At 71.5% G+C, this 16,801-nt stretch carries 11 protein-coding genes and 5 pseudogenes; 8 read left to right on the top strand and 8 right to left on the bottom strand.

From position 1 onward, the window contains the following. Nucleotides 1-7: 7 nt before the first annotated feature. The 6 genes and pseudogenes from MTP03_RS19575 to MTP03_RS19550 all read right to left on the bottom strand — a co-directional run bounded on the left by MTP03_RS19575 (nucleotide 8) and on the right by MTP03_RS19550 (nucleotide 6,848). A pseudogene (locus MTP03_RS19575) lies at nucleotides 8-2,259 on the bottom strand (AAA family ATPase). Nucleotides 2,260-2,277: 18 nt separating this feature from the next. After that, nucleotides 2,278-3,131: pseudogene (locus MTP03_RS19570) on the bottom strand (phosphatidylcholine/phosphatidylserine synthase). Between the two features lie 38 nt (nucleotides 3,132-3,169). After that, a pseudogene (locus tag MTP03_RS19565) lies at nucleotides 3,170-3,891 on the bottom strand (phosphatidylserine decarboxylase). Between the two features lie 55 nt (nucleotides 3,892-3,946). After that, nucleotides 3,947-4,258 carry a GlsB/YeaQ/YmgE family stress response membrane protein gene (locus tag MTP03_RS19560; protein ID WP_248489618.1) on the bottom strand — a complete coding sequence of 104 codons (312 nt, stop codon included), beginning with the start codon at nucleotides 4,256-4,258 and terminating at the stop codon, nucleotides 3,947-3,949. Nucleotides 4,259-4,268: 10 nt separating this feature from the next. Beyond that, nucleotides 4,269-5,423 (bottom strand): annotated as a pseudogene (glp, locus tag MTP03_RS19555) (gephyrin-like molybdotransferase Glp); the annotation flags it as partial. Between the two features lie 56 nt (nucleotides 5,424-5,479). After that, nucleotides 5,480-6,848, bottom strand: a pseudogene (locus tag MTP03_RS19550) (M20/M25/M40 family metallo-hydrolase). A 77-nt stretch (nucleotides 6,849-6,925) separates the two neighbouring features. On the opposite strand from MTP03_RS19550, the gene MTP03_RS19545 reads away from it, so the two are divergent. The 3 genes from MTP03_RS19545 to MTP03_RS19535 are packed head-to-tail and all read left to right on the top strand — an operon-like array spanning nucleotide 6,926 to nucleotide 10,469. After that, on the top strand, nucleotides 6,926-8,098 hold the full coding sequence (locus MTP03_RS19545; RefSeq protein ID WP_248489616.1) for a hypothetical protein: 1,173 nt from the start codon (nucleotides 6,926-6,928) through the stop codon (nucleotides 8,096-8,098). Further along, entirely contained in the window at nucleotides 8,095-9,273 is a 1,179-nt protein-coding gene (locus tag MTP03_RS19540; protein WP_248489615.1) for a hypothetical protein, read from the top strand. The genes MTP03_RS19545 and MTP03_RS19540 overlap by 4 nt, the downstream gene beginning before the upstream one ends. A gap of 8 nt (nucleotides 9,274-9,281) precedes the next feature. Next, nucleotides 9,282-10,469, top strand: coding sequence for a hypothetical protein (locus MTP03_RS19535; RefSeq protein ID WP_248489614.1), 1,188 nt, complete (start codon nucleotides 9,282-9,284; stop codon nucleotides 10,467-10,469). On the opposite strand, the gene MTP03_RS19530 is transcribed toward MTP03_RS19535, so the two are convergent. Next, nucleotides 10,470-10,928, bottom strand: a complete 459-nt coding sequence (locus tag MTP03_RS19530) for an SRPBCC family protein (RefSeq protein WP_248489613.1) — start codon at nucleotides 10,926-10,928, stop codon at nucleotides 10,470-10,472. 254 nt (nucleotides 10,929-11,182) lie between these two features. Here MTP03_RS19530 and groL point away from each other — a divergent pair, with 254 nt between their 5' ends. The 4 genes from groL (at nucleotide 11,183) to MTP03_RS19510 (ending at nucleotide 16,076) form a co-directional block, all read left to right on the top strand. After that, nucleotides 11,183-12,805: a chaperonin GroEL gene (gene groL, locus MTP03_RS19525; RefSeq protein ID WP_248489612.1), complete on the top strand. Its 1,623-nt coding sequence runs from the start codon at nucleotides 11,183-11,185 to the stop codon at nucleotides 12,803-12,805. Between the two features lie 163 nt (nucleotides 12,806-12,968). After that, nucleotides 12,969-13,388 carry a hypothetical protein gene (locus tag MTP03_RS19520; protein ID WP_248489611.1) on the top strand — a complete coding sequence of 140 codons (420 nt, stop codon included), beginning with the start codon at nucleotides 12,969-12,971 and terminating at the stop codon, nucleotides 13,386-13,388. A 260-nt stretch (nucleotides 13,389-13,648) separates the two neighbouring features. Beyond that, nucleotides 13,649-15,529 (top strand): molecular chaperone HtpG, encoded by a 1,881-nt coding sequence (gene htpG, locus MTP03_RS19515; RefSeq protein WP_248492305.1) that lies wholly within the window; start codon nucleotides 13,649-13,651, stop codon nucleotides 15,527-15,529. Between the two features lie 58 nt (nucleotides 15,530-15,587). Next, nucleotides 15,588-16,076 (top strand): DUF664 domain-containing protein, encoded by a 489-nt coding sequence (locus MTP03_RS19510; RefSeq protein WP_248492304.1) that lies wholly within the window; start codon nucleotides 15,588-15,590, stop codon nucleotides 16,074-16,076. Here the strand turns inward: MTP03_RS19510 and MTP03_RS19505 are convergent. After that, a complete protein-coding gene (locus MTP03_RS19505; RefSeq protein WP_248489610.1) occupies nucleotides 16,054-16,371 on the bottom strand; it encodes a helix-turn-helix domain-containing protein in 318 nt (105 codons plus the stop codon). The genes MTP03_RS19510 and MTP03_RS19505 overlap by 23 nt on opposite strands. 66 nt (nucleotides 16,372-16,437) lie before the next feature. Here MTP03_RS19505 and MTP03_RS19500 point away from each other — a divergent pair, with 66 nt between their 5' ends. Next, entirely contained in the window at nucleotides 16,438-16,635 is a 198-nt protein-coding gene (locus tag MTP03_RS19500; protein ID WP_248489609.1) for a hypothetical protein, read from the top strand. Nucleotides 16,636-16,801 lie beyond the last annotated feature (166 nt).

The raw sequence follows: 16,801 nt of genomic DNA, 5'->3' as shown, positions 1-16,801 counted from the left end.
CGGCCCGCTACGTCGCCCGACGGTCCGCGTACGCCTGCAGGTCGGCCACCTGCGCCGGGTCGAGGGACGGCCGCACGGCCTGCCGTGCCGCCTCGACGTCGGCCGCGGTGACGGTGGCCGCGTCCAGGTCGCGCCGCATCGCGGTGAGCGCGGCCTCGCGCAGCAGCGCGCTGCAGTCCGCGGCGGAGTAGCCGTCCAGCTGCTCGGCGAGCACCGCCAGGTCCACGTCGCCGGCCAGCGGGATCGACCGGGACGCGGTCTTCAGGATCTCCGCGCGGGCCTCGGCGTCCGGCGGCGGCACGAAGATCAGCCGCTCCAGCCGGCCCGGCCGCAGCAGCGCGGGATCCACCAGGTCGGGGCGGTTCGTCGCGCCCAGGACCACCACGTCGCGCAGGGGCTCGGCACCGTCGAGCTCGGTGAGCAGGGCGGCGACCACCTTGTCGCCCACCCCGAGTCGGACGACTGCCCGCGCCGGGGCGCGAGCGCGTCCACCTCGTCCAGGAAGATCAACGACGGTGCGCTGCCCCGGGCCCGGGCGAACAGGTCGCGCACCGCCTTCTCGGACTCGCCGACCCACTTGTTCATGAGCTCCGCGCCCTTGACCGCGTGCACGGACAGCTGCCCCGATGCCGCGAGCGCGCGGACCACGAAGGTCTTGCCGCAGCCGGGCGGGCCGTAGAGCAGGACGCCGCGCGGCGGTTCGACGCCGAGCCGCGCGAACGTGTCGGGGTGGCGCAGCGGCCACAGCACGGTCTCGGTGAGGGCCTGTTTGGTCGAGGTCATGTCGCCCACGTCGTCGAGGGTGATGGACCCGACCGAGACCTCCTCGGTGGCTGACCGGGACACCGGCCGGATCACGGTGAGCGCGCCCAGCAGGTCGGGCTGGGTGATGGCGACCCGCTCGTCCGTGCCGACCACGCGGGCGGCGGCCCGCAGCGCCGCCTCGCGGCACAGCGCGGCCAGGTCGGCGGCGACGAATCCGGGCGCGCGCAGCGCCACCTCGTACAGGTCGACGTGGTCGGTGGGCGCCTCCCGCAGCAGCAGCTCCAGCAGCTTCTCCCGCTGCCGCGCGTCCGGCAGGTCGACGGTGACCGTCCGGTCGGCGAGGTCGGGCTCGCGCAGCCGCGAGTCCACCTCGGTCGGCGCGGACGTGGTCGCGATCAGCGCGACGCGGGGCGTGGCGACGGCGCGGCGCAGCTCGTCGAGGATCATCGTCGCGACCGGCTCGCGGGCGGCGGGGAGCAGCGCCTCGACGTCGCGGACGAGCAGCGCCGCCCCCGAGCCGCCCTCGGCCGCGTCGCCGGTGCTCGTCGTGGCGCCTTCGGCGGCCGCCCGCACGCGCGCGACGGCGTCGCGCACCCGCTCCAGCCGCGCCTGCGGCTCGAGCGCGCCCGTGAGCGCACCGTCGAGCTCGATGAGGGGACGCGGTGCCACGACGGACCGCGCCACCGTGGCCTTGCCGCCGCCCGTGGGGCCCGTGACCAGCACGCCGAGCCGGGCGGGCGCGCCGAGCTTCTCGAGCAGCTCGGGCTCGTCGAGCGCGAGGGAGAGCCATTCGGTGAGCCGCTTGACCGCGGTCTCGGCGCCCACGAGGTCGGCCACCGGCCGTGCGGGCGGCGTCTCGGCGTCGGGGACGTCCGCGGGGGCCTCCGCGGACGCGGGTACGGGCACGTCCATCGAATGGTGGACGGTGCCGGCCGCGGCGTCGTCCGCCCACAGCACCGCTGAGTTCGGCTGCACCGAGACCGGGCCCGGCGCAGGATCCACCGACACCACGGTGAGCAGTTCGTTCGTCCACGTGATCCCGACCAGCCGCGACAGCAGCCGGGTCGCCTCGGCGGTCGACGTGCCGGGCCCGAGGTCGCGGGGGAGGAGCGAGACGCTGTCGCCGGGCATCATCACCTTGCCGAGCAGAGCCTGCCGCAGCGCGGCACCGTCGAGCGCGTCCCGAGCGAGCGATCCGCCCCGCAGCAGCACCCGTTTGGCGCCGAACACGGTGGCGGGAGAGATCACGACCTCGCTGTCCTCGCGGAGGCCGCAGTTGGTGATGGTGAGCTCGTCGAGCAGGGCGACCCCGGGTGCGCTGTCCGACGGTGCCGCGGCCACGACGGCGGCGGTGCGGCGCGCGCCCAGCAGCTCGATGCCGTCCCATTCGCGCAGGCCGAGGGCGGCGAGCGCCTCCGGGTGGATCCGGACGATGCCCCGTCGCGCCTCGAGGGCCGACGTCTGCAGGCGGACGGTGAGCGACAGGTTCGGCACGACCGCCAGGGTAGTCGGCTACTCCTCGCGCGTGGGGCGCCGCAGGCCCAGGCGTGCGGCCGTGCGCCGGCCGCCCCGTCCCGCGGTGGCGGCGCGCCGGTGCGGCCGGACCGGGCGGCGCTGCTGCCGGCGCATCGCGCGCCGCTCGGCGGGCTTGCTGTCCCACGCCTCGGGCCGGGCCACCACCCACCGCTTCGAGCGCCAGGCGAACGGGATGTGCAGCAAGTAGATGCCGATCACCACGAGCAGCGCGATGTACGGGTAGGTGAGCATCAGGGCCACCAGGCCGGCGACGACCACGAGCACGCCGGCGGCCTTCGCGGGCTGCACGGTCATGGTCTTGAAGCTGGAGGTGGGGATGCGCGAGACGGTGAGCGCGGCCACGAACAGGGTCCAGATCGCGACTGCGGGCGTGCTCACCCACCAGCCGTCGCCCCACTCCTGCTGAGCGGCGAGCGGCGCCAGGACCAGGAGGGCGCCCGCGGGCGCCGGAACGCCGACGAAGAAGTCCTTGGTGTAGGCGGGGGCGGTCGGATCGGCGGCGAGGGTGTTGAACCGGGCCAGCCGCAGCACCATGGCGACCACGAACAGCAGCGCCACGATCCAGCCGGCGGGGAGCCCGGGAAGCAGACGAAGTACAGGATGAACGCGGGCGTCACGCCGAAGTTGATCGCGTCGGCCAGCGAGTCCAGCTCGGCACCGATCTTCGTGGACGCGCCGAGCAGCCGCGCGACCCGGCCGTCGAGGCCGTCGAGGACGGCGGCCACGACGACCAGCATGATCGCCAGGTCGACCTTGCCCGCGGCGGCGAACCGCACGCCGGTGAGGCCCGCGCACAGCGCGGCCACGGTGAGCACCGATGGGAGGATCATGACCCCGACCGGCCGGTGCGCCTCGGCGTGTTGCGGACTCACCGCAGCCGCGCGATCACGGTCTCGGCGGCCACGGCGCGCTGGCCGCTGTAGACGGTGAGTTCCGTCCCGGCGGGGAAGTAGGTGTCGACGCGCGAGCCGAACCGGATGATGCCGTAGGTCTCGCCCAGCTCGAGGGTGTCGCCGGGCGCGCAGTCCGTGCGGATGCGGCGGGCCACCAGGCCCGCGAGCTGCACGATGCCGACGGGGCCGTACTCGGTCGCGAGCCGGACGGTGTTGCGCTCGTTGCGGTCGCTGGCCTCGGGGAGGTCGGCGGAGAGGAACTGCCCGTCGGTGTGCACGACGGAGTCGACGACGCCCGCGAGCGGTGCGCGCTGCACGTGCGCGTCGAACACCGAGAGGAAGATCGAGACCCGCGGGAGCGGCTGATCGCCCAGCCCGAGCTCGGCGGGCGGGACGTGCTCGTCGACGAGGGTGACCTCGCCGTCGGCGGGAGCCACGGCGACGCCGGCCTCGGTGGGCGTCACGCGCGGGGGATGCCGGAAGAACCCGGCGCACGCGGCCGCGGTCAGCAGCGCCGGGACGCGGACCCAGCCCTTGCGGTAGCCCGCCGCCGCCACCCCGAGGGAGCCCGCGATGAAGGGATCCCCGCGGGGTGCAGCGGCGGGACGGTGTGCCGGATCAGCTCCGTGATGTGCTCGATACCGGTGGAGTGCTCGGTCAGATGCCCGTCGACCGGCGTGCGAGGTCGGCGCGCCACCTGACGTCCTCTCTGTTCGCTGTCATTTCGGGTGACATCATCGCACCCGAGGGCGCTATCCCTTGCGTCCGGTGACCAGCTTCACGATGAACAGCAGGATGCATGCGCCCGCGACGGCGGTGAAGAAGGTGAACCAGTAGCCGCCGCCCTTCACGTCGATACCCAGCTTGGTGAGGATGAATCCGCCGAGCAGGCCGCCGATGATGCCGACGACCACGTTGAGGATGAAACCCATCTGCTTGTCGGTGCCCATGAACTTGCTGGCGATCCAGCCGGCGAGTCCGCCGATGATGATCCAGCCGATCCAGCCGACCTTGTCGGGGGTGAAGGATGCGGCGATGAGTGCGTCGGCGTACTGGGTGATCATGTGGTGCCTCCTAGTGGGTGCCGTTCAGGACGATCACGTCCACCGGCTCCCCCGCGGCCAGGTGCTCGACCTCAGCGGGTACGTCCAGCAGGCAATCGGCCTGTGCAAGCCATCGTAAGTAGTGCGAGCTCGCTCCGCCGAGAACCGAGACCGAATCGGTACCGTCGTGCTCGTTCCGGAGGCGTCCGCGCAGGTACTGGCGTTTCCCGGGGATGGAGTCCACCGCTTCGGCGAGCCGCGCACGCCGTCGCGGGCGGTCCGGGACCAGCCCCGTGGCCGCGCGCAGCGCCGGCCGCAGGAACACCTCGAACGAGACCAGCGCGCTCACCGGGTTGCCGGGGAACGCCACGAACGGGACCCGGACCCCGCCCAGCGCGACGGTGCCGCATCCCTGCGGCATGCCTGGCTGCATGGCCACCTTGGTGAACTCGACGCCCCGGGACGCGAGGGTCTCCTTGACCACCTCGTACGCCCCGGCGCTGACCCCTCCGGTGGTGACGACGAGGTCCACGTCGCCGTGGTCGAGCCGCTCGTTCAGGCGCGCGAGCAGCTCGTCCGGGTGGTCGGTGACGAACCGCAGCACCTCGGCGGCGGCGCCCGCCTCGCGGACGGCGGAGGCGATCATCGGCGCGTTCGACTCGTAGATCTGCCCGGGCAGCAGGGGCTCGCCGGGCGGGACCAGCTCGGATCCGGTGGACAGCACCGCCACGCGCAGCGGCGCGAGCACGGGGATCGTCGTCAGGCCCAACGCGGTCGCGAGCCCGACGGTGGCCGCCCCCACCCGCTCGCCGGCGCGCAGCGCCACGTCGCCGGATTCGATGTCGCTGCCCGCGTGCCGGAAGAAGCGGCCGGGCTGCGGCGCCACGTCGATCCGCACCCGGTCGACGCCGGCGTCGGTCTGCTCCACCGGGACGATGGCGTCGGCACCGTCGGGCACGGGGGCGCCGGTCATGATGCGGAACGCGACCCCGCGCCCGAGCGGCGGGACGCCGACCCGGCCCGCGGGGACGTCCTCGGCCACCGGCAGCACGACGCCGGCGGTGGCGTCCGCGGCCCGCACGGCGTACCCGTCCATACCGGAGTTGGTGAACGGCGGGAGCGACAGCGGCGCGGTCACGTCGCGGGCGACGACGCGGTCCAGCGCCTCGGCCACCGGCAGGTCGACGGTGCGGGCGGCCGGGACCAGCGCGGCGACGGCGGCGCGGTGCTCCTCGACGGACCTCATGCGTCGCCCAGCCGGGTGAACAGCAGGGCCTCCGCGAGCGCGGTCCGCCGCAGCTCGCGCGGGTCGACGGACTCGTTGGGCGCGTGGATCCGGCACTGCGGCTCCTCGACGCCGAGCAGCGCGATCTCCGCCTGCGGTGCGGCCCTGCGCAGCTGGGTGCACAGCGGGATCGAGCCGCCCTGGCCGCTGAAGGCGACCTCGGCACCGTCGTACGCCTCGGACAGTGCGGCGCGCAGCGCGGCGTACCCGGGGCCGGTGGTGTCGGCGGCGAACGGCTCGCCCACGGACTCGACGGTCGCGTCCACGCGCGCCCCACGGGGCGTGGGCGTTCAGGTGCGCGACGAGCAGTTCGCCGGCGGCGCGCGGGTCGGTGCCGGGCGGCACCCGCAGGTTCAGCAGGGCGGCCGCGCGGGGCTGGATCGCGGCGGCGGCGGTGGCCGTCGCGGGCGCGTCGAGGCCGATGACGGTGACGGCCGGCCGCGCCCACAGTTGGTCGGCGATGGCGCCCGAGCCGAGGACGACGGAGGCGTCGAAGATCGCGGCGTCGGCGCGGAACGCGGCCTCGTCGTAGGGCTCGCCGGCCCAGCGGGCGATCGCGTCCAGGCCGTCGACGGTGGTGTCGCCGCGTTCGTTCCGCAGGGTCGCCAGCAGCGCGATCAGGGCCGCGAGCGCGTCGGGAGCGGCGCCGCCGAACTGGCCCGAGTGCAGGTCGGACGTGCCCGTCGTGAGCTCGACGCGCACGCTCGCGACGCCGCGCAGCGACGTGGTCAGGGTGGGCCTGCCCACCGCGACGTTGCCGGTGTCGCCGATGACGATGAGGTCGGCCTGCGCCAGGTCCGGGCGGTCCGCGATGAGCTCGTCGAGGCCCTCGCCGCCGGCCTCCTCGGAGCCCTCGATGATGATCCGCACGCCCACGGGGAGGGTGCCGTACGCGGCCCGGACGGCGCGCAGGGCGGTCAGGTGCGCGACGACGTTGCCCTTGCAGTCGGCCGCGCCGCGGCCGTACCAGCGCTCCGCCCCGTCCGGCCCCGGGCGCGCGGTGAGGGTGAACGGGTCGGTCTCCCACGCCTCGCGCGGGCCGGGCGGCTGGACGTCGTGATGGCTGTAGAGCAGCACCGTCTTCGCCCCGGGCGGGGCGGGGGTGTGTCCGACGACTGCGATCGAGCCGTCGGAGGTGGTGATCTGCTCGATGTTCTCGACGCCGGCGGCGGTGAAGGCGTCGGCCACCCACTGCGCGGACGCGCGGCCGTGCTCCGCGCCGAACTCGGGGCTCTCGTGCACCGACGGGTGCGCCACCAGCGCCGCCAGGTCGTCCCTCGCCTCGTCCATCAGGGCTTCGACGGTGTCGCGCACAGTTGCGGTCATCGGCTCACGATAGCGCGGGGGTTATGCGATCGGCGCGTCAGTCGTGGTTCACTGGATCGACTCTGGAGGAGGAATCCATGCTGAAGAAGTCTTGGACCGCGATGGGGGCTGCGATGGGGGTCGCAGTGCTGCTCACGGCCTGTTCGACGACGGTGCCGGGCTCGCCCCAGGCGGACCCGTCGGCGATGCCCCGGCCGGACACGGGCTCGTTCGCGACCGCGCCGCGCACCGTCTCGCCGATGACCGACGTCCAGGCGGCGGCCGCCGAGGGCTACCGGATGGTCGAGATCATCCCCATGCCGCCGGACATCGATCCGGCCATCCGCTACGACGGCAAGTTCTCCGTCGGCAAGCTCACCAGCATCAAGGGCACGTTCGGCGCGGGGGCCGCCACGGCGCTGCAGGATCACGAGGTGGGCGCGTACGTCTCGGCGACGGCGAAGAAGCCCGACGACTCCGGGACCAAGCCGGGCACGAGCCTGATCATGGGCGTCATGCGGATGAAGGACGACGCGGCCGCGATCGCCGCGGTGGCGAACCCCGTGTTCCTCGGCGACGAGGAGAAGATCGTGGACACGGAGCCCGACAAGGAGCCCGTCTCGATCCCCGGCTACTCGGGCGCCAAGGCGTACTCGAAGAACTGGACCTCGCAGAACACGGTGTCGACGACCGCGGTCGTCGCGAGCGGCCGCTACGTCCTGCTGACGTACACCACCGCCGGCGTGGACGCGGTGAAGAAGTTCTTCGACGCCCAGATCAAGGCGCTCGACGGTTTCCAGCCCACCCCGGTGGACAAGTTCTCGACGCTGTCCAAGGACCGCGACGGGCTGCTGCGCTACACGCTGCAGAGCAGTTCCACCCGCGACGTGGTGCTCCAGGCCCGGGCCGCGGTGGTCAATCAGACCGACATCACCGGATCGGTGAAGAACTTCGCCGACGCGGGGGTCGACCTGGTCGCCCGCGCCAGCAACCTGGTGTACCGGGCGAAGGACGCTGCGGGCGCGCGGCTGCTCGCGGACCGGTTCCTGGCCGAGGTCAAGGGATTCAACGCCGGATCGGTCGAGTCGACGGTGAAGGGCGTGCCCGGCGGCACGTGCCTGACGTACCCGACGTACAAGGGCTCCAAGAACACCCAGACCTACTGCGTGGCGCCGGTCGGCCGGTACCTCGCGGAGCTCGGTGACACGCAGCAGAACCGGGCGCAGCAGGCGCTCGGGGCGTCGTACCTGATCCTGAAGGACGCGAAATGAGGGTCCGCGCAGCGGTCCTGGTCGGGTCCGCGGCACTCCTCGCTGCCTGTTCGACGACGGTGCCCGGCTCAGCCGTCGTCGATCCGTCGGCGTTGCCGCGACCGGACACCGGATCGATCGTGATCGCTCCCCGCGAGGTCGGGAAGGCGGACCCGGCGCTGGGGTTGGTCCTGGAAGGTCGCCGGATGGCGGCGACGGCGCCCCTGCTGACGGAGATCGACCCCGATATCCGGTACAACAGCGACGTCGAGGCGGGCGCGCTCAAGGATTCCGGGCGCACCGTCGAATTCATGCTGGGCGCGCTGGCGGCGGAAGCCCTGAAGGATCGCGAGGTCGGCTTCTTCATCGGGGCCAGTGACCTGAAACCCGGTGTGCGCAAGGACGTCAAGGCGAAGTCCCGCGGGATCACCGTCGGCGTGGTCCGGATGCCGTCGAAGGAGAAGGCCGCCGCGGCGGTGACGGCCGCGTTGCGCGGCCGGGAGCCGAAGGCGGATGCGGACACGCCGGAGAAGAAGGAGACGTCGATCCCCGGTTACGACGGGGCGATCGCGTACACGCAGGACTTCCCGACGGGCAACCCGACGGTGGCGTTCGTCGCGCACGAGCAGTACGTGCTCTTCACCTACGGCGAGTACTCGCCCGAGCAGGTCCGGAAGTACTTCGATGCGCAGATCAAGGGGCTCGACTCGTTCACGCCCACGGCGATGAACGAGCTGGCGGGCCTGCCGGTGGACGAGTCCGGCGTCGCGAAGTACACGCTGCCGCCGAGCGACGAGGACCGCACCCGCACGGGCACGATGCCGCTGTCGGTGGCGCTCCAGACGCAGATCGACGTGACCGGTGCGAAGAAGGCCTTCGACGAGGCCGGCGTCGACGCCGTCGGGGTGGGGACGGGCACCGTCTACCGGACGAAAGATGCTGCGGCCGCGACGAAGTACGTGCAGGACTCGGTCCGCGAGGTCCGGGGCTTCTTCACCACCAACTCCGCGATCGCATCGCCGAACGTGCCGGGCGCGACCTGCATGGTGCTCCCCATGTACCCGGGGAGCGTGATCAAGACGAACTGGTGCATCGCCGCGGTCGGGCGGTACGTGGCGGAGGTGTCTGGCCCGCAGGAGCAGCAGGCGGTGCAGCGCATCGGCGCCGAGTATCTGATCCTGCGGGACGCGAAGTGAGGAGCGGCGTGAAGAGGGTTCTATCCGCGGCGGGCCTGGCCGCGTGCCTGGTGGTCACGGGATGCAGCGCGACGGTGGCCGGTTCCCCGGTCGCGGACCCGTCTGCGGTCCCGAAGCCCGAGACCGGCTCGTTCGCCACGACCGCCCGAACGATCAGCGGGACCGTGTCGTCGGGACTCGGCGCCATGCTCGAGGGGTACCGCATGGTGGAGACGGTGCCGTTCCTCCACACGATCGACCCCGCCCTGCACTTTCAGGGGCACGTGTCGGCGGGCTCGTCGAAGGACGGCGGCATCGCGGTGAAGAACACGTTCGGCGACGCGGCGGCGAAGGCCTTCGGAGAGGCGATCGAGGTGGGCGTCACGGTCTCGGCCGAGTCCAAGCCGCAGGGCACGAAGTACGACCCGAAGGATCAGGCGCGCTCGGTGACGGTGGCCGTGTTGCGGACGGCCTCCCCCGATGTCGCGTCTGCGGCGATCAGCAGCGATCTGCTGGCGGCCGAGAAGGACTTCTCCGGCAAGGACACCCCGGAGAAGAAGCGCATCACCATCCCCGGCTACGCCGACGCGATCGCCTACACCCAGACGTGGGAGTACAGCGGCACCGTGACCGTCGCCTTCTTCGCGCACAAGCAGTACGTGCTCGCCGTCTACGGCGACTTCTCGGCTGATCAGATCCGCACCTACGTCGACGAGCAGATCAAGGGGATCGACGGCTTCACGCCGACCCCGGTCGACGGGCTGACCACGCTCAAGGCCGACGAGCCGGGCGTCGCGAGGCTGACCCTGGCACCGTCGAAGGGCGACGGCGGCTACTCGCGCACCGCCCGGCAGGCGGTGATGAGTCAGACCGACGTGTCGCGGTCGGTGACGACCTTCGCCGAGGCGGGCGTGGACGTGATGGGTTCCGGCGGCAGCACCGTGTACCGCGCGAGGGACGTCGCGGGCGCGAAGCACGTCTACGACGAGTTCCTCGCCGAGACGAAGGAGGCCTACCCGAGCGCGCAGGCAGAAACGGTCAAGGGCGCCCCCGGCGCCGTCTGCCTGACGTACTCCACCTACGAGGGCTCGACCTCGAAGCGGACCTACTGCATGGTCGCGAGCGGCCGGTACCTGGCGGAGTTCACCTCCACTCAGCGCAACCAGGCGGTACAGGGCATCGGCGCCCAGTACCTGATCCTGGCTGCGCAGAAGTAGCTACTTCTCGGCTTCGGTCTTGATCTGCGAGAGGGTCTGCTTCATGCCCACGAGCAGGCCCTGCTCGAAGTCCTCGTTGCCGCCGAGGAGGGCGGAGACGAGGAAACTGCTGACGGCGGTGGTCTTGCCGCCCGCGGCCTCGCGACGCTCGACCACGGTGGTCTTGTCGCCGTCGGCGACCAGGGTGAAGCTCCACACGGTGTGGTTCTCGGCCACGCGGAACGCGATCTTCTCGTTGGGCGCGAACTCGACGACCTGGGTGTTGGTGGGCCACACGCGCCAGCCCTGCTTGTTGATGTTCAGCATGCGGGTGCCCTGCTTGATCGGGCCGCCGAACACGAACACCTTCTTGCACTGCGGGCTGCGCTCGCCCATGCGCGCCAGGTCGGACACGACCGACCAGACCTTGTCGACGGGGGCGTCGATGACGACGCTGGACTCCAGTACGGGGGTTGCCATGCCCGGATCCTACCCAGGGGTAGGAACAGTCCGTGCAGCATGCGGCGATCGACCTTGCACTCGGCACCGTCGAGTGCTAGAAACGACTTAGCACTCGGATACCGCGAGTGCTAGGTCAGGGAGGTGAGGCCCGGCCCTTCGCGCACCCCGCGGAGGTGACACGCCGGGCCGTCCGTCGCGGGCGCCGAATCGACCTAGAAGACGTGTCCAAAGTATGGGCCGAACCGGCCCCTATCTGGAGGAATCACTTCGCAATGGCCAAGATCATCGCGTTCGACGAAGAGGCCCGCCGCGGTCTCGAGCGGGGCCTGAACGCCCTCGCCGACGCTGTCAAGGTGACGCTGGGCCCCAAGGGCCGCAACGTCGTGCTGGAGAAGAAGTGGGGCGCCCCCACGATCACCAACGACGGTGTTTCCATCGCCAAGGAGATCGAGCTCGAGGATCCCTACGAGAAGATCGGCGCCGAGCTCGTCAAGGAGGTCGCCAAGAAGACCGACGACGTCGCGGGCGACGGCACCACCACCGCCACCGTTCTGGCCCAGGCGCTCGTGCGCGAGGGCCTGCGCAACGTGGCCGCGGGTGCGAACCCGCTGGGCCTCAAGCGGGGCATCGAGAAGGCCGTCGCGGCCGTCTCGGAGCACCTGCTCAAGGAGGCCAAGGAGGTCGAGACCAAGGAGCAGATCGCTGCTACCGCGGGCATCTCGGCCGGCGACCCGGCCATCGGTGAGCTCATCGCCGAGGCCATGGACAAGGTCGGCAAGGAAGGCGTCATCACCGTCGAGGAGAGCAACACCTTCGGTCTCCAGCTGGAGCTCACCGAGGGCATGCGCTTCGACAAGGGCTTCATCTCGGGCTACTTCGCGACCGACGCCGAGCGTCAGGAGGCCGTGCTCGAGGACGCCTACGTGCTGCTGGTGTCGAGCAAGATCTCGACCGTGAAGGACCTGCTGCCGCTGCTGGAGAAGGTCATCCAGGCCGGCAAGCCGCTCGCGATCATCGCCGAGGACGTCGAGGGCGAGGCCCTGTCGACGCTCATCGTCAACAAGATCCGCGGCACCTTCAAGTCGGTCGCCATCAAGGCCCCCGGCTTCGGCGATCGCCGCAAGGCGATGCTGCAGGACATGGCCATCCTCACGGGCGGCCAGGTCATCTCCGAGGAGATCGGCCTCTCGCTCGAGACCGCCGGCCTCGAGGTGCTGGGCACCGCGCGCAAGGTCGTCGTCACCAAGGATGAGACCACCATCGTCGACGGTGCCGGTTCGCAGGAGCAGATCGCGGGCCGCGTCTCGCAGATCCGCGCCGAGATCGAGAACAGCGACTCGGACTACGACCGGGAGAAGCTGCAGGAGCGCCTCGCGAAGCTGGCCGGCGGCGTGGCCGTCATCAAGGCCGGTGCCGCGACCGAGGTCGAGCTCAAGGAGCGCAAGCACCGCATCGAGGACGCCGTGCGCAACGCCAAGGCCGCCGTCGAGGAGGGCATCGTCGCCGGTGGTGGCGTCGCTCTCGCGCAGTCGGGTGCCGTGTTCGAGGCTCTCGCCCTCGAGGGTGACGAGGCCACCGGCGCGGCGATCGTCAAGGTCGCGCTGGACGCCCCCGTCAAGCAGATCGCCTTCAACGCCGGCCTCGAGCCCGGCGTAGTGGCCGAGAAGGTCCGCAACTCGCCGTCCGGCACCGGCCTCAACGCCGCCACCGGCGTCTACGAGGACCTGCTGACCGCCGGCATCAACGACCCGGTGAAGGTCACCCGCTCGGCGCTGCAGAACGCAGCCTCGATCGCGGCGCTGTTCCTCACCACCGAGGCCGTCGTCGCCGACAAGCCGGAGAAGGCCGGTGCCCCGGTCGATCCGACCGGCGGCATGGGCGGCATGGACTTCTAAGTCCTCGCCTCAGGCATCAGGGCCCGGCATCGTCTTCCCGACGGTGCCGGGCCCTCGCCGTTCGTCGCCTCCCGTAACGCGTCCCGACGGTGCCCCGATACTCCGGGCACGAACTGCTGCACTGAAGCCGCCGGTGCGACCCGCACACGGACGGAGGCAGAGCATGAATCGGAACGCAGTGGTAGCACGGGCCGTGATGGCGGTCGCCGCAGTGGCGCTGGGCGCCGGAGCGGTCACCGCCGGTCCGGCGGCGGCGAGCGAGGTCACCGAGCACGGGTTCTACGGCGGACCCTCCTGCGACCCCGCCGTATCGGCGGCCATGGTGATCGCGGAGACCGCCGACGAGAAGTTCGTGATCTGCCGGCAGAACGGGGTCTTCCCACCCGACGATCACATGATCACGGCGCTCAACGTCAAACCGCTTCCCTTCCGGTACGACGACGTGAAGTACGGGCCGCAGACCTACGTGGTCGACGTGTACGGCAAGAAGCTGCTCGTGGGCCGCGGCTACAGCGAGTTCCACGACGAGCAGGGGAAGATGATCTGGCACAAGCCCACCACTGAGTACCGCTTCCAGCTCTGATCCCGCCCAGCGATCCGCCGCTGGCCACCGAGGGCCAGGTGAATCCACGGTCCTGTGGGCACAAGAAGCCAGATCTGGCCTCGTGCCTCCGTCTAGCCGCGGATTCACCCGGCGCGGGACGCGCGTCGTCGGACCGGCGGGAGGCGCGCACCGTCGGGTTGGCAGAATCGACCCAGGCACCGTCGGATGATGAGGAGAAGTGCGCCGTGACCGCTGAGACCCTGCAGTTCCAGGCCGAGACCGATCAGTTGCTCTCGCTGATGATCCACTCCGTGTACTCGGAGAAGGACGTCTTCCTGCGGGAGCTGATCTCGAACGCCTCGGACGCCCTCGACAAGCTGCGGCTCGAGGCGTACCAGGACAAGGACCTCGACGCCGACGCCTCCGACCTGCACATCGAGCTCCGCCCCGACGCGGAGGCCCGCACCCTCACGATCGCCGACAACGGCATCGGCATGAGCCGCGCCGAGGTCGTCGATCTCATCGGCACGCTCGCCAAGTCCGGCACCGGCGAGCTGCGCCGCAAGCTCGAGGCCGCCAAGCAGGCCAAGGAGCAGGGCGCGTCCGCCGAGCTCATCGGCCAGTTCGGCATCGGGTTCTACTCGGCGTTCATGGTCGCCGATCGCGTCACCCTGGTCACGCGCAAGGCGGGGGAGGACACCGCCACCCGCTGGGAGTCCGAGGGCCACGGCACCTACACCGTCACCGATCTCACCGGCGAGGACGTACCCGCGCAGCACGGCACGACGATCACCCTCCACCTGCGCGCCGCCGACGGCGATGAGAGCCTGCACGACTATGCGTCCCCGCACGTCCTGCGCACCGTCGTACGGCGCTACAGCGACTTCATCGCCTTCCCGATCCGCCTCGTGCTTCCCGCATCCGAGGCCGCCGACGATGCCGGCGAGGACGAGGCCGCCGGTGCCGAGAAGGCCGGTCCCGAGACGCTGAACTCCATGCAGGCCCTGTGGGCCCGGCCGAAGGACGAGGTCTCCGCCGAGGAGTACGCGGACTTCTACCGGCACATCAGCCACGCCTTCGACGAGCCGCTCGAGACGATCGCGTTCCGCGCCGAGGGCACCTTCGAGTACCAGGCGCTGCTGTTCATCCCGACCATGCCGCCGTTCGACATGTTCTACCGCAACACCAAGCCGGGTCCCGCGCTGTACGTCAAGCGCGTCTTCATCATGGACCACTGCGAGGCCCTGCTGCCGCCGTACCTCCGCTTCGTGGCCGGCGTGGTGGATGCGCAGGACCTGTCGCTCAACGTCTCCCGCGAGATCCTGCAGAACGACCGGCACCTCGTGATGATCCGCAAGCGGCTCGTCAAGCGCGTGCTGCAGACCGTCAGCGCGATGCGCGAGAACGAGCGCGAGAAGTACGACACGTTCTGGACCGCGTTCGGCGCCGTCCTCAAGGAGGGCCTGCTCGACGACCAGGACAACCGCGAAACCCTGCTCAAGGCATCGGCGTTCGAGTCCACGTTCAGCGAGACGGGGACCACGAGCCTGGCGGAGTACGTCTCCCGCATGCCCGAGGCGCAGGACGCGATCTACTACGCCGCCGGTGATTCGCGGACGCGCCTGGAGTCCTCGCCGCACCTGGAGGCGTTCGCCGCCAAGGGTTTCGAGGTGTTGCTCCTCACCGATCAGGTCGACGAGCTGTGGACCCCGGGCGCGGAGTTCGACGGTAAGCGGTTCGTCTCCGTCGCGAAGGGTGAGGCCGATCTCGGCGACGAGACCCCCGATGCCGAGGGCTTCGAGCCGCTCACCGAGTGGCTCGCGACGACGCTGGACGACAAGGTGTCCGGCGTCCGCCTCACCTCGCGCCTCACCACCTCGGCGGCCTGCCTCGTGGGCGGCGAGTTCGATCTCACCCCGCAGCTGGAGGCGATGTACCGGGCCAGCGGTCAGGAGGTGCCGCGCACCCGCCGCACGCTGGAGCTCAACCCCGAGAACGACCTCGTGCAGAGCCTGCGGGACCGCGTCGCCGCCGCCGAGACCCCCGCGGACGACGAGACCCTCACGGACGCCGCCGAGATCCTCTACGGCACCGCGGTCCTCGCCGAGGGCGGCGCGGTCGCCGACCCGGCGGAGTTCGCCGCGGTCCTCGCCCGCCAGCTCGGCCGCAGCCTGAGCTGACCCGCACGACCCGGCAGGGGCGTACGGTCGGGGACATGGATTCAGCCGCTGCACGGACCTGCTCACCGACGCGTTCGCCCGGATCGCCGAGCACGCGGAGGACGTCACCGAGGGGCTCGATCCGGGCATCGCGGACCGCAGGATCACCCCGGACGCCAACACGATCGCGTGGCTGGTGTGGCACAGCGCGCGGGTGATCGACGCGCAACTCGCGCCGATCGCCGGCGTGGAGGAGGTCTGGACGGCCAACGACTGGTACGGCCGCTTCGCACTCGACCTGCCCCCGGACGCCACCGGCTACGGTCAGTCGCGGGCGGAGGCGGCCCAAGTGCACGGCAGCGACGCGCTGCTCATCGGCTATTTCCGCGACGTGGACGCCCTCGCGAAGCGCTACCTCGCGACCGTCACCGACGACGAACTCGCGCGCGTGATCGACGAGGCGTGGGACCCGCCGGTCACCGTCGCGGTGCGGCTGGTGAGCATCGTCGACGACTGCGCCCAGCACCTCGGCGCCGCCGCGTACCTCAAGGGTGCGCTGCAGGACTGACGCCGAGGTCGCGCACCGCGTGCAGCGCCAGCTCCACGTACACGCGCCGCTCATCGATGCCGTGCCCCAACGCCTGTTCCGCCTGCCGGATCCGGTAGCGCACGGTGTTCGGGTGCACCACCAGCTCCTCGCCGGTGGCCTTGGCGTCGCCGCCGGCGCCGAGGTAGGCGAGCGCGGTCTCCCGTAGGCGCGCAGCGGAATCCGTGTCGGCGGCGAGCGGTCCGAGCTCTCGCCGCACCAGGGTGTCCAGTCCCCAGTGGCCGGCCAGCCCCGCACCGAGGCACGCCAGCTCCACCTCCCGGTAGCAGGTCCAACGCCGTCCCGTCCGTTGCGCGAGCGCCAGCGCTGCACCGGATTCCGCGTGGCTGCGCCGGAACCCGTCGAGGCCGGGGTGCGCGGTCCCGAGGAGCAGCGGACCGTCGGGGGCAGGTCGGGCCAGCCGGGCTCCGACGATCCCGTGGACCAGCAGCGCAGCGATCGCGCCCCGATCCGCTGCGCCAGGCGGTGCTCTCCGCCCACGGCCCGGTGCACCGTCGCCCCGGCGCGTTCGAGGAGGTGATGGACGTCGGTATCCGGCACGGCCTCGTCGACCCACAGCGTGTACGCGGTGTGCGCGGGCCCCAGCGGATAGCCGAGTGCGGCGGACGCCTCGGCCGCGTTCACCTCCTGGCCGGCCAGCACGGCCTCGACGGTGGCCGCCTGCCGCGCCAGCGCTCCGCGTTGCC

This window comes from Tsukamurella sp. PLM1 (assembly GCF_023168325.1).
In the GTDB taxonomy this organism is placed as follows: Bacteria; Actinomycetota; Actinomycetes; order Mycobacteriales; family Mycobacteriaceae; genus Tsukamurella.
Note: the sequence above shows the minus strand (reverse complement) of the source record. Positions and strands in the feature narration are given on the sequence as shown.

Bases quoted from the DNA above. Each gene is read 5' to 3' on its own strand.
- htpG (WP_248492305.1), top strand. From the start codon at position 13,649: ATGATCCACTCCGTGTACTCGGAGAAGGACGTCTTCCTGCGGGAGCTG.
- MTP03_RS19540 (WP_248489615.1), top strand. From the start codon at position 8,095: ATGAGGGTCCGCGCAGCGGTCCTGGTCGGGTCCGCGGCACTCCTCGCT.
- MTP03_RS19545 (WP_248489616.1), top strand. From the start codon at position 6,926: ATGCTGAAGAAGTCTTGGACCGCGATGGGGGCTGCGATGGGGGTCGCA.
- MTP03_RS19530 (WP_248489613.1), bottom strand. From the start codon at position 10,928: ATGGCAACCCCCGTACTGGAGTCCAGCGTCGTCATCGACGCCCCCGTC.
- MTP03_RS19560 (WP_248489618.1), bottom strand. From the start codon at position 4,258: ATGATCACCCAGTACGCCGACGCACTCATCGCCGCATCCTTCACCCCC.
- groL (WP_248489612.1), top strand. From the start codon at position 11,183: ATGGCCAAGATCATCGCGTTCGACGAAGAGGCCCGCCGCGGTCTCGAG.
- MTP03_RS19520 (WP_248489611.1), top strand. From the start codon at position 12,969: ATGAATCGGAACGCAGTGGTAGCACGGGCCGTGATGGCGGTCGCCGCA.